At 61.2% G+C, this 11,883-nt stretch carries 13 protein-coding genes; 4 read left to right on the plus strand and 9 right to left on the minus strand.

All coding sequences use genetic code 11. From position 1 onward, the window contains the following. Positions 1–5: 5 nt before the first annotated feature. The 4 genes from purS to HJC04_RS28440 all read right to left on the minus strand — a co-directional run bounded on the left by purS (position 6) and on the right by HJC04_RS28440 (position 4,263). On the minus strand, positions 6–248 hold the full coding sequence (gene purS / locus HJC04_RS28425; RefSeq protein WP_011425539.1) for a phosphoribosylformylglycinamidine synthase subunit PurS: 243 nt from the start codon (positions 246–248) through the stop codon (positions 6–8). A 35-nt stretch (positions 249–283) separates the two neighbouring features. Further along, on the minus strand, positions 284–1,048 hold the full coding sequence (purC, locus tag HJC04_RS28430) for a phosphoribosylaminoimidazolesuccinocarboxamide synthase (protein WP_085780082.1): 765 nt from the start codon (positions 1,046–1,048) through the stop codon (positions 284–286). Between the two features lie 271 nt (positions 1,049–1,319). Beyond that, positions 1,320–3,614: a bifunctional diguanylate cyclase/phosphodiesterase gene (locus HJC04_RS28435; RefSeq protein ID WP_221147633.1), complete on the minus strand. Its 2,295-nt coding sequence runs from the start codon at positions 3,612–3,614 to the stop codon at positions 1,320–1,322. Positions 3,615–3,708: 94 nt separating this feature from the next. Then, entirely contained in the window at positions 3,709–4,263 is a 555-nt protein-coding gene (locus tag HJC04_RS28440; protein ID WP_210631165.1) for an alpha/beta hydrolase, read from the minus strand. A gap of 172 nt (positions 4,264–4,435) precedes the next feature. On the opposite strand from HJC04_RS28440, the gene HJC04_RS28445 reads away from it, so the two are divergent. Together HJC04_RS28445 and HJC04_RS28450 are read left to right on the plus strand one after the other, a co-directional pair. Further along, entirely contained in the window at positions 4,436–5,239 is an 804-nt protein-coding gene (locus HJC04_RS28445; RefSeq protein WP_221147634.1) for a DUF2189 domain-containing protein, read from the plus strand. Positions 5,240–5,339: 100 nt separating this feature from the next. Continuing rightward, positions 5,340–5,822, plus strand: a complete 483-nt coding sequence (locus HJC04_RS28450; RefSeq protein ID WP_210631167.1) for a low affinity iron permease family protein — start codon at positions 5,340–5,342, stop codon at positions 5,820–5,822. A gap of 269 nt (positions 5,823–6,091) precedes the next feature. On the opposite strand, the gene purB is transcribed toward HJC04_RS28450, so the two are convergent. The 5 genes from purB to HJC04_RS28475 form a co-directional block, all read right to left on the minus strand. Further along, the gene (gene purB, locus HJC04_RS28455) at positions 6,092–7,399 is read right to left on the minus strand and encodes an adenylosuccinate lyase (RefSeq protein ID WP_210631168.1); all 1,308 of its coding nucleotides are present in this window, start codon (positions 7,397–7,399) and stop codon (positions 6,092–6,094) included. 150 nt (positions 7,400–7,549) lie between these two features. Then, the gene (locus HJC04_RS28460; protein ID WP_210631169.1) at positions 7,550–8,035 is read right to left on the minus strand and encodes a hypothetical protein; all 486 of its coding nucleotides are present in this window, start codon (positions 8,033–8,035) and stop codon (positions 7,550–7,552) included. Positions 8,036–8,052: 17 nt separating this feature from the next. After that, positions 8,053–8,775: a DUF2259 domain-containing protein gene (locus HJC04_RS28465; protein WP_210631170.1), complete on the minus strand. Its 723-nt coding sequence runs from the start codon at positions 8,773–8,775 to the stop codon at positions 8,053–8,055. Further along, complete coding sequence (gene rpe / locus HJC04_RS28470; protein ID WP_210631171.1) at positions 8,772–9,449, minus strand: ribulose-phosphate 3-epimerase; 678 nt, start codon at positions 9,447–9,449, stop codon at positions 8,772–8,774. The genes HJC04_RS28465 and rpe overlap by 4 nt, the downstream gene beginning before the upstream one ends. Positions 9,450–9,512: 63 nt before the next feature. After that, complete coding sequence (locus tag HJC04_RS28475) at positions 9,513–10,595, minus strand: ABC transporter substrate-binding protein (RefSeq protein WP_221147635.1); 1,083 nt, start codon at positions 10,593–10,595, stop codon at positions 9,513–9,515. A 286-nt stretch (positions 10,596–10,881) separates the two neighbouring features. On the opposite strand from HJC04_RS28475, the gene HJC04_RS28480 reads away from it, so the two are divergent. Then, the gene (locus HJC04_RS28480; protein WP_210631173.1) at positions 10,882–11,376 is read left to right on the plus strand and encodes a flavin reductase; all 495 of its coding nucleotides are present in this window, start codon (positions 10,882–10,884) and stop codon (positions 11,374–11,376) included. A 31-nt stretch (positions 11,377–11,407) separates the two neighbouring features. Further along, positions 11,408–11,728 carry a TfoX/Sxy family protein gene (locus tag HJC04_RS28485; RefSeq protein ID WP_038689192.1) on the plus strand — a complete coding sequence of 107 codons (321 nt, stop codon included), beginning with the start codon at positions 11,408–11,410 and terminating at the stop codon, positions 11,726–11,728. Positions 11,729–11,883: the final 155 nt, after the last annotated feature.

Below are 11,883 nucleotides of genomic sequence, written 5' to 3' on the forward strand. Positions count from 1 at the left end.
AATGGTCAGTCGATTGCGATCGCGTAGTTCTCGATGACCGTGTTGGCGAGCAGTTTTTCGCACATCGCCTTGAGGTCTGCCTCGGCCATGGCCTTGTCGGCGCCTTCGAGCTCCAGGTCGAAGACCTTGCCCTGCCTTACATGGCCGACGCCCGAAAAGCCGAGGGCGCCGAGCGCGCCTTCGATGGCCTTGCCCTGCGGATCGAGAACGCCGTTTTTCAGCGTGACGGTGACACGAGCCTTGATCACTTTGTCTTTCCTGCCTTACTTGACCAGACGAATTTTTATTTAACCAAAACGGGGCCGGTGCCGCGCACAGGCTCATTTTCATTGATGATGCCGAGACGGCGAGCGACTTCGGAGTAGGCTTCGAGCAACCCGCCGAGGTCGCGGCGGAAGCGGTCTTTGTCCATCTTCTCGCGGGTTTCGATGTCCCAGAGCCGGCAGCTGTCCGGCGAGATCTCGTCGGCGAGGATGATGCGCATCAGATCGCCTTCGAAGAGGCGGCCGCATTCGATCTTGAAATCGACGAGCTGGATGCCGACGCCGAGGAAGAGGCCGGTCATGAAATCGTTGACGCGGATTGCGAGCGCCATGATGTCGTCGAGCTCGGCCGGATTGGCCCAGCCGAAGGCGGTGATGTGCTCTTCGGAGACCATCGGATCGTCGAGCGCGTCGGACTTGTAATAGAATTCGATGATCGAGCGGGGCAAAACGACGCCTTCCTCGATGCCGAGGCGTTTGGCGAGAGAACCGGCGGCGACATTGCGCACGACGATCTCCAGCGGGATCATCTCCACTTCCCTGATCAGCTGCTCGCGCATGTTGAGCCGGCGGATGAAATGGGTGGGAATGCCGATCTTGTTCAGATGGCTGAAGATATATTCGGAAATGCGGTTGTTCAGGACACCCTTGCCGTCGATGACTTCATGTTTCTTCTTGTTGAAGGCGGTGGCATCGTCCTTGAAGAACTGGATCAAAGTGCCCGGCTCCGGACCCTCATACAGAATCTTTGCCTTGCCCTCGTAGATACGGCGGCGACGGTTCATCTTGGTCATTCTCTGTTGTTGGCGCTCTTGGGATAGCGCGAGTGGATCGATCTCGTGGCGTCCCCTTAAAGGAAAAGAGAGTGTTTCACAATCCGCCTGTCGCTCCTTCCCCGGTTTCCGGATTTCGTGGCCCCGGCTGCCGGTTTTCATGGCCCTGTTTCCGGATTTTACGGAATAGCGCTAAGAGAATCGAATGAATTCGCTTTACGACTCTAGCCGCTTTTTCTCTACGGTGGAATGAAGGCGAAATGGCGGGCCGCTTATACAGGTTTTATTTGGCGGTTCTGCTTGGCGTCGCGCGGAGAAGATGCGTCTGCAAGCCGCGCGCGGCGGTCAGATGGCGCCAGCTTCCGGCGCGGATGAAGGAGGGGATCTGTATGGCCGGCATCGGCCGGGCGAGCGCATAGCCCTGCAGCGTGTCGCAGCCGAGTTGCTCCAGAATGCGCACATGATCCGCCGTTTCGACGCCCTCAGCGATGACGAGAATATTGAGCGAGCGGCCGATATCGATGATGGAGCCAACGAGTTTACGCTGCTCGGCAGATTGCGGCAGCATGCGGATCAGTTCGCGATCAATCTTCAGCGTGTTCGGGCTCAGGCGCAGAAGGCTGACGATCGAGGCGTGGCCGGTACCGAAGTCGTCGATATGGATGTCGATGCCGAGCTTGCGCAGCTTTTTCAAATTGGCGGCCACCGCCTCGTCGCAATCGTCGAGCGAGATCGATTCCAGCAGTTCGAAGGCGATGGCGCCGGGTTCGATTTTCAGGGTGCGGAGCTTCTTGCCGAGGTCGGGATCGGTCAGCCGGCGGGCGGAAACGTTGACCGATATTTTCGGGATCGACAGCCCATCCTTGATCCAGGCACGGCGGTCTGCCAGCGCGCGCTCCAGGATCAGGGCGTCGATCGTCGAAACGACGTCGAGATCCTCTGCGATATCGAGAAAGCGATCTGGGGTCAGCAGGCCGTGTACGGGGTGTTGCCACCGGGCGAGCGTCTCGACACCCGTGACATCGAGCGTGCGGGCGTCGAACTGCAATTGATAGAACGGCACGAATTCATTGCGCTCCAGGCCGATCAGGATTTCGTCGGCGAGTTGCTTGGCCGAGACGATATCGTTGCGGGCCGATGCCGAGTAGAATTCGAAGCGATTTCGGCCGAGCCCTTTGGCGCGATAGAGCGCGATGTCGGCGTCGAGCAGCGTCTGCTTGGCGTCGAGCTTGGTGCCGCCATTGAGCGCGATGCCGATGCTGGCGCCGAAACGGCAGTCATGCCCCTCGTATCTGACGGGCCGGCGCAATTCGCGGATCAGGCGTTCGGCCAGGCTGGCGATCTTCTTCGATGCAGCATCGACGGCGCAGAGGACGACAAATTCATCACCGCCGATACGCGCGACAAAATCGGCGGCGCGGACGGAATGTCTGAGCACATTTGCGGCGTGCTGCAGCATGGCGTCGCCCGCCCGATGGCCGAGGGTATCGTTGATCTGCTTGAAGCGATCGAGATCGATATGCAGAACCGCCAGAGCAAGACCGCTGGCCCGGCATTCCGCCGCGCGGTCGTCCAGCATCTTGTCGAGATAACGGCGGTTGGGCAGGCCGGTGAGATAATCGTGCAATGCCAGGTGCTCGATGTTTTCCTTGACGGCTTCGAGTTCGCGGTTGCGGGCTTCCGCCAGTTCCTTGGCGCGCTGCAGCTCGTTGCGAAGCGCGACCTCCTCGGTGACGTCCCAATTGGCGCCGATCAGCTTGCGTTGGCCGTTGCCGTCGACGAAGAAGGCCGAGCGGGCACGGATGATCCGTTCGACGCCGTCGCCGCGGATGATGCGGTATTCCTGCTGAAAGTCGCTGCCGCTTTCGACGCTGCGATCGGCGAGGCCGAGCACGCGCTCACGGTCGTCCGGATGCAGGCTTTTGGCCCAGGCGTCGGCGCCGATCTTGCGCGCCGCACCCTGCAAGCCGTAGATGGCAATCAGGCGATCGTCCCATTCGACGACGTCATTTTCGATATCGGCCTCGAAGACGCCGATGCGGGAAACTTCCAGCGCCAGGTCGAGCCGGCGCGACAGACGCGACAGCGTCTCCTCGGCTTCCTTGCGGGCGGTGATATCTGTATCCGTTCCGACGATGCGCGTCGGGACCCCGTTCTCATCCCATTCGACGCAGGCGCCACGGCAATCGATCCAGACCCAATGGCCGTCCCTGTGGCGTTCACGATATTGGAAGATCTGATAGGCCGGATCGCCGGCATTCTGCCGCTCGATCGCATGAGCAACGAAGTCGCGGTCGTCGGGATGGACGAGTTGCAACCAGGCCTCATAGTCGCCGGCGACGTCCTCGTCCGGCGCCATTCCGCGGATGGTTTTCCACGTCGGCGAATAATATTTCCGGTCGAGACGGTAATTGTGATCCCATACGCCGAGGCCGGAACCAACAAGCGCATGGTTCCAGCGGCTCTCGCGCTCAGCCAGATCGGAATCGTCGGTTGACCCGTTGCCGACGCCGGCCTCAGCCGCTGCGAGATCGCCATGCGGTTCATCGGCCTCCGGGCGGGCTTTCTTCACGGGCATTCTCGCTGATTTCATCTCGGCGCAGTCTGCGGGCTTTCTATTAAGAAAGGCTTAGAAAGCGGTCGCTGAAAAGGCGAAGGCCGGGTTTTCCAAATCAGGCAGAAAGGCGACTGAGGAACTGGGCGAAGACCATTGTTCCTTCGGGCCACGGGCCATGCCCGGAATCAGCATTGATATGCCCCGCCTCGCCGGCATCGACGAGGAAGGAACCCCAACTGCTGGCGATATCGTCAGCATGGTCGTAGCTGCCGAACGGATCGTTGCGGCTGGCGACGGTGATCGAAGGGAAGGGCAGCGGGTCACGCGGATAGGGGCCGAAGGTCATCAGGTGCTTGGGGCGAATGTCTGGATTGGTGACTTCAGGCGGAGCGACAAGGAAAGCGCCTGCCACCCGCTTTCGGAAATGCGGGATGGCATGGATTGCCGAGGGCACGCCGAGCGAATGGGCGACGAGCACGACCGGGCGGGTCGAGGCGTTCACCTCTTCGGCGATGCGGGCGATCCAGTCCTCGCGGACCGGCTTCGTCCATTCGGCCTGTTCGACGCGCCGCGCCGTGCTGAGCTTCGCCTGCCAGCGGCTCTGCCAATGGCTGGGGCCGGAATTGGTGTAGCCGGGGATGATGAGAATATCTGCGTCTGAGGCTTTCATAGTGCCGCCGATGTGAGAAGGCTTGACCAAGATGTCAAGAGGGGGCGGCAAGGGAGCGACACGGGCGCTGAAGTTTGTTATGTTGCTCCAGTGCCGGTTGCGGATTTCGTATCGGCTTATCCGCCGATGCATGTCCGCGGCCGACCAAGTCTCGGCTGAGGAGGAGAAAGCCATGGCGGCATTTCATGTCATGACGGGTGCCAGCGAAAATTTTGTTTGGCCCGTGGTCAACCGCATCGGCATCGCCGATGTTTTCGATGCGCTGAAGCGCGGGCTCGACGATTTCAGTGAAAAGCCTTCGCACTACGTGTTCCTGTGCCTGATGTATCCGATCGCCGGCATCTTCCTGACGCTGTGGACCTCCGGCGCCAACCTTCTGCCGATGGTCTTTCCGCTGATGTCCGGCTTCGTGCTGATCGGTCCGATCGCGGCGATCGGCCTATATGAGATCAGCCGCCGCCGGGAGGAAGGCCTCGACACCTCATGGACGCATGCGCTCGAGGTGCGCCGTTCGCCGGCGCTGCCGTCGATCATCGCGGTCGGGCTGATGCTCTTTGGCCTGTTCGTCGTGTGGCTTGTGACGGCGCAGACGCTGTACACCAATCTTCTTGGCGACGTGTTTCCGCGCACCATGGCGGATTTCAGCCGCCAGATCTTCGGCACGGCCGAGGGCCTGCAACTGATCATCTGGGGCAATCTCATCGGTTTTGTCTTCGCGCTTGTTGTGCTGGCCATATCGGTCATCACTTTTCCGCTTCTGCTCGATCGTGACGTCGGAGCGGTTGCCGCCGTCGTGACCTCGATCCGCGCGACGATCGCCAATCCGGTGCCGGTACTGCTCTGGGGCCTGATCGTCGCCGCACTTCTCGTCATCGGCACGATCCCGGTCTTTGCCGGGCTCGCGCTCGTCATCCCGATCCTCGGCCATGCGACCTGGCATCTCTACCGCAAGCTGGTCGCTCGCGAAGCCGTATGATCACGGCTTCTCCCGGGACCTCAGCCCAGACCGGGGTCCCGGGGGAACATACGAACCTGCCACGGCGTTTTTAGCATGGACTTCGATTTCAGAGGTGACGATGAAGCATCTGTTCGCCCGCTTCGCAACCAAGATATCGGAATGGGCGGGTAAGCCCGTCATCTTCATCCTGGCCCTGAGCGTCGTCATCATCTGGGCCGTGCTCGGCCCCTTCTTCAACTATTCGGAAACCTGGCAGCTCATCATCAACACGGGCACGACGATCATCACCTTCCTGATGGTCTTCGTGCTGCAGAACGCCCAGACGCGCGACACCCGGGCGATCCAGGCCAAGCTCAACGAAATCATTCTGACAAGCCATGCGGAGAACCGCTTCATCGGCATCGAAAATCTCGACGAGGAAGAGCTGAAACATCTGGACGAACTGGTCGCCAAGGCGGCCAAGGGACGGGGGCAGACGGAGGCCTGCCAAACGACCGAGATCGCGCAAGCGATGCCGCCGCCGAAAAAAGCGCAGGCGCGCAAACGCTCTGCCAATGCCAAAGCATTGAAGCAGAAACAACGGCCACTTGAGAAAAGCTGACCATCATCCATTCTGCAATCACAAAAATAACAAGGCACAATTGAAAACGACGCCCTGAAGGACCGTCAGTTTGTTGGAAAAATCTCCTCAGTCATGCTCGGCCTTGCGCCGAGCATCTTACCTCTGCAATTTCCTAACGGGAATTTCAGCCACTTATTGGGTCAGCGCAGTTCCTCGGCACAAGGCCGAGGATGACGTCGCGAGTCTCGCAGTGGTTTGTCAACAGCCTGACGACGCCTGAAAGACGCCGTCATATCGTTGCAGCCCACTCAAGCGTTGCCGAAGACGCGGCGGAAGATCGTATCGACATGCTTGGTGTGATACCCAAGGTCGAACTTCTCCCGAATATCCTCTTCGGACAACGCAGCCCTGACCTCGGCATCAGCCAGCAGCTCTTCCAGGAAATCCTTGCCCTGTTCCCAGACCTTCATGGCGTTGCGCTGGACGAGGCGGTAAGCATCCTCGCGGGAAACACCGGCCTGGGTCAGTGCAAGGAGAACACGCTGGGAGTGGACGAGGCCGCGGAACTTGTTGAGGTTCTTCTCCATGTTCTCCGGGTAGACCAGCAGCTTTTCGACGACGCCGGCGAGGCGGGAGAGGGCGAAGTCGAGGGTGACCGTCGCGTCGGGACCGATCATGCGTTCGACCGAGGAATGGGAGATATCGCGCTCGTGCCAGAGGGCGACGTTTTCCATGGCCGGCACGGCGTAGGACCGGACCATGCGGGCGAGGCCGGTGAGGTTTTCGGTTAGCACCGGGTTACGCTTGTGCGGCATCGCCGAGGAGCCCTTCTGGCCGGGCGAGAAGTATTCCTCGGCCTCCAGCACCTCGGTGCGCTGCAGGTGGCGGATCTCGGTCGCCAGACGCTCGATCGAGGAGGCGACGACGCCGAGGGTGGCGAAATACATGGCGTGGCGGTCGCGCGGGATGACCTGGGTCGACACCGGCTCGGCCTTCAGGCCGAGCGCTTCGGCGACATGTTCCTCGACGCGCGGATCGATGTTGGCGAAGGTGCCGACGGCGCCCGAGATGGCGCAGGTCGCGACTTCCTCGCGGGCGGCGACGAGGCGCTGGCGGCAGCGCTCGAATTCGGCATAGGCAAGCGCTAGCTTGACGCCGAAGGTGGTCGGCTCGGCATGGATGCCGTGCGAGCGGCCGATAGTGACCGTGTCCTTGTGTTCGAAGGCCCGGGTTTTCAGCGCTGCGAGCAGCCGGTCGAGATCGGAGATAAGGATGTCGGTGGCACGCACCAGCTGGACGTTGAAGCAGGTGTCGAGCACGTCGGACGAGGTCATGCCCTGGTGGACGAAGCGCGCATCCGGGCCGACGATCTCGGCGAGGTGGGTGAGGAAGGCGATGACGTCATGCTTGGTGACGGCCTCGATCTCGTCGATGCGGGCGACGTCGAAGGTGGCCGCGCCGCCTTTTTCCCAGATGGTCCTTGCCGCCGATTTCGGGATGACGCCGAGTTCGGCTAGCGCGTCGCAGGCATGCGCCTCGATCTCGAACCAGATGCGGAATTTGGTTTCGGGAGACCAGATGGCGACCATTTCGGGCCGGGAGTAACGCGGGATCATGGGCGGCTGCCTTCACTTCGAGAGGTTTGAACGTCTAAGACGCAATTCCCGGCAAAACCGCTTCGCGCTTTGCCTGGCAAAACCGCTGGGCACTTTTGCTGAAATTGCTGCATCGAGCTAGCGCCCCTTTAGCAAAGACGGGCGGTAATCTCAACGCATGCGTTTGGCGAGATGATAGCTGCTGACGACAAGGCAGGCGAGGCCGAGCGGCAGGAAAAGGCGAAGGCCGATCACCAGGAACTGGTAGACGGCACTGATGCCGGTGAAGACGAACTGGAAGGCCCAGGCGATGCTGCCGAAGGGCGCGTGCCAGCGCGAATAGAAGATCCGGTATTCCATGGCGAACAGGAAGGCGGTCATCAGGATCGTGGCTGCCGTCAGCGTCACGAAAAAGGCGGCGAAGCGCGCTTCCGGTGGCCTGTTAAAGGCACAAAAGCGAGCGACCGGCAGGGCGAAGGGCCAGGAGAGCAGGCCGCCGAGAAAATAGAGTGCCGCCACCTCGGCGAGCCGGCTCGTCTCGAGGCCGTTGCGGAGGTAAAGGCCGAGCATGGCGGCGGCCAGCATCTGCACGCCCCAGAGCAATGCGCCGGCAAAGAGATCGGAGGAGGGCGGCTTTGCCGCCCTTAGACGATCCATCCTGGGGCGATCCATACTCAGGGATGGACCGGAACGGCGATCCAGCGTCCGTTCCTTTCAGCATCGAAGGCGAGGACCAGCGCAATGTGAATTTGATTTCCGCCTTCCGGCTGGTAGACCACCGCGCCGCCGATCCTGAATTCGACCGAGCATGTCCGCTCGGCTGGAACAATCGTTGCCTGCCGCGCTGCCTGACGGTTCGGGACACCTTCCTTCTCGATCATCTGCAGGCTGAAACCAAGGACCCGCTTGTCGACTGTCGCGCATTCCTTCGGCGTCGGCACCGGCATCTCGCCGAGTGAGAGCGTATAGGGCGTTTTCGGCGGCCCATCGATTGCGAGTGTGGTGTAGCGAAGCGTCTTCGAGGGCGAGCCGAGCTCGGTTGGCGGGTTGAAGGCGGCAATCAGACCCGGATTTGTCAGAAGGTCGTACTTATCCATCTGGCTGCGCGCCGCCGTCAGGTTCTGGCGGCGGGCCTTGGAAAGATTGGCGTTCTTATCCGTCAGTTCGGTACGAAAGGGGGTGCCTTCGAGATATTGGCCGCTGTCGGTATCGATGAAATAGGTTTCCGAATAGGGAGTCTTGCTGTTCTCCTTGATGCCGAATTCCTGAAATGCGAAAACCTTGCCGTCGGCGGAAAAACCGATCGGCTGGATGCTGGCAATGTCTCCGGCCAGTGACAAGCCAGGCAGGCCGGCGACTGCTGCTAGCATGCCGCCAAAGATCAGACGCTTCGTCATGTACGTGCCCCTTCGGCTGCCTGACGCAATTCGGCGACGGTCTTGCGATAGTTGTCGACCGTACCACCCTTGAAAATTGCCGAGCCGGCGACGAGGACGTTGCCGCCGGCGCGCGCGATATCAGGCGCCGTTTCCACGGTGACGCCGCCGTCAACCTCGAGTTCGATCGGCCGGTCACCGATCAGAGACCTTGCCGCGGCGATCTTGGCCGTCATCGCGGGAATGAATTTCTGTCCGCCGAAACCGGGATTGACCGACATGATGAGGATGAGGTCGACGTCGTCGAGCACGTTCTCGATGGCGCTCAGCGGCGTCGCCGGATTGATCGTCACGCCGACCTTCTTACCGAGATTGCGGATCGTCTGCAGCGAGCGGTGCAGATGTGGCCCGGATTCGGCATGGACGGTGATGCGGTCGCAGCCGGCCTTGGCGAAGGCTTCGAGATAGTCATCGACCGGAGAGATCATCAGATGGCAGTCGAAAGTGGCTGGTGTGTAGGAACGCAGCGACTTGATGACATCGGGACCGAAGGAGATGTTCGGCACGAAATGTCCATCCATCACGTCGAGGTGGATCCAGTCGGCGCCGGCGGCCGTGACGTCGCGCACCTCCTCGCCGAGCCTGGCGAAATCCGCCGCGAGGATCGAAGGGGCAATGCGAATGGGCAGCTTCATCAAGTCTTACTCCCGTAGGGGCGCCATCTGCGCACGGCGCCGGAATTCAGTGCTGGCGGCCGCTCATTGCGTCGGCGCAGCAGGTGGAAAAAAGCCATTGCCCCGCCATTCAAGCAGCCGGTAGGGGTTTTGCGAAAGTTCATGCGCGCCGGTGAAGGCGACGGCGCCGATCGGTGTCTGGAATGTAGCGCCGACAAGGGTTTCCCGCAGCGGCTTGCCGGCGGCAGCGGCGGCTTCGGCCGCCCGGCCGGCAATCAGCGCGGCCGCCAGGGATGGCAGGACATAACCTTCCGGCTCGGTGCCCTTGGCGCGCAGCGCGTCGGCCGCCGGCGCGCCTTCGGGCGAAAGCGCATATTCGGGTAGGGCGACCGCACGCACGCCGGGAGTGAGAGGCAGCGGCTGATCGGCGGCGCGCATGGCATCGCCGCCGAGGATCGACAGCGGAATGTTTTCCGCCTTGGCGTCGCGGGCGATGACGGCGACATCGTTGCGATCGCCGCCGACGAAGACCCTGGTGGCGCCGGCCCGTTTCAGTCGGCGCACGAGGGCGATCTGCTGCTCCTGTCCCGGCCGGTAGGTATCGGTGAAAACCGGCTTCAGGCCGTTCTGCTCGAGCGCATTGCGCACGGCTTCCGTCAGTTCGCGGCCATGAATGGTGCCGTCCTCGATCAGCGCGATCGGGTCGGCGGCCCAGTCCTTGAGGATCACCTCGATGATCTTTGCCGCCTCAGTGCCATCGGCAGGTGCCAAGCGGAAGAGTGGCCAGCCGTTTTTCAGCGCATCCTCCATCAGGATGCGCGAACGCGCCGAAACGGTGATCGCCGGAATATTGGCGTCCTTCAGCTTCGGCAGTGCGCCCTCCAGCGTCTCACTGCAGAGAAAACCGACGGCAATCTGCACCCTGGCACTGACGAGCGCATCGGCAACCGCCGCGCCGCTATTGTCCTCGCAGGTCTCGTTGACGGCGACGAGCGTATTGCCGGATTGCTGGATCTCGAAACCGGCGCCGGCGGCGATCTGCGCGCCTAGCAGGCCGAGCGGCCCGCCCTGCGGGGCGACGACGCCGATCGTCACACCGGCCGCATGGCCTTGCGCCGCCGTTCCGAGCAGCGTCAGAAAGGCTGCTATGCCACGCAGGTTGATCATGAAAGGCGAAGATCCCTAGCCATCGTCCATGCCCTTTTATCCGCAAGGCCGCAATCGTCAAAGAAAAACAAGCGGAACCCAGCGCTTTTCACCGGTCCTATTGTAGAAAAGGTAACCGATGCTCGCCATATTGGCGCGATAAAGCGCATGGCGATCTTTCAGATTCGCTCCTCGAGCTTTACGTCTTTGTTTTTACGCATGTCGTTGTCGCAAAACCGCCGCACGCTTTTCGGCGATATGCTCTAGCAAGATGATCCAGGCAGATGAACGTGCATGGGAGAAGCAGGTGTTGAACAGACAGCATATCGATCCCGGCCTTTATCGCGATGCCATGAGCCGTTATGCCGGTCATGTGCAGCTCGTGACGACGGCGATGGAAGGTCTGCGCCGCGGCGTCACCATCACTGCCGCCTGCTCGGTCTCGGACAATCCGGCTTCGGTGCTGATCTGCCTCAACAACACCAATCCGAAAAACGAGATCTTTTTCCGCAGCGGCATCTTCGTGCTCAACACGCTCGGCGCCCACCATCAGGCCGTCGCCGACGCTTTCTCCGGGCGCACCGCGATTGCCAATGACGAGCGCTTCGCCAGCGCCCGTTTCGACACGCTCGTCACCGGCGCGCCCGTTCTTGCCGATGCGCTTGCCGCCTTCGATTGCCGGGTGACCGACATCAAGGAAATGCCGACGCACAATGTCATCTTTGGTGAGGTTGCCGCCGTCCGCTTCAGCGAGAAGCACCCGGCGCTCATCTATATGAACCGGGATTATCACACGCTGTAATCCGGCTGGCAGGTATGCGAGGAAACAGAGAATGGATAATGCCGGGATCGAGGAAATGTTTCAGGGGCTCGGCCCCGTCACGATCAAGCGCATGTTTGGCGGCAAGGGCATTTATCATCTCGGGCGCATCGTTGCCGTCGAAGTGCGCGACGAGATGCTGCTGAAAGCCGATGAGACGAGCGCTCCGGAATTTGCTGCCGCCGGCGCCACGCAATGGGCCTATGAAGGCAAGAAGGGCAAGCCGGTGAAAATGCCCTACTGGTCAATCCCCGAAGAAGCCTACGACGATCCCGATCTGATGGCGAAGTGGGTGCGGCTTGCCTATGAGGCGGCGCTTCGCGCCGAAGGTTGAGCGGGCTAGAGTATCCGTTTTGGTCAAGCGGCTTTTGGTGTCCATTTTTGGTTTTTCCGCAGGAGTGCGTTTGCCAGCAGGATGATCTTTCGCATGATGGCTGTGATGGCGACCTTCGGCGGCTTGCCGGCTTTGATGAGGAGGTCGTATTTGGC

The sequence above is a fragment of the Rhizobium sp. NLR8a genome, from assembly GCF_019685235.1.
GTDB lineage: Bacteria > Pseudomonadota > Alphaproteobacteria > Rhizobiales > Rhizobiaceae > Rhizobium.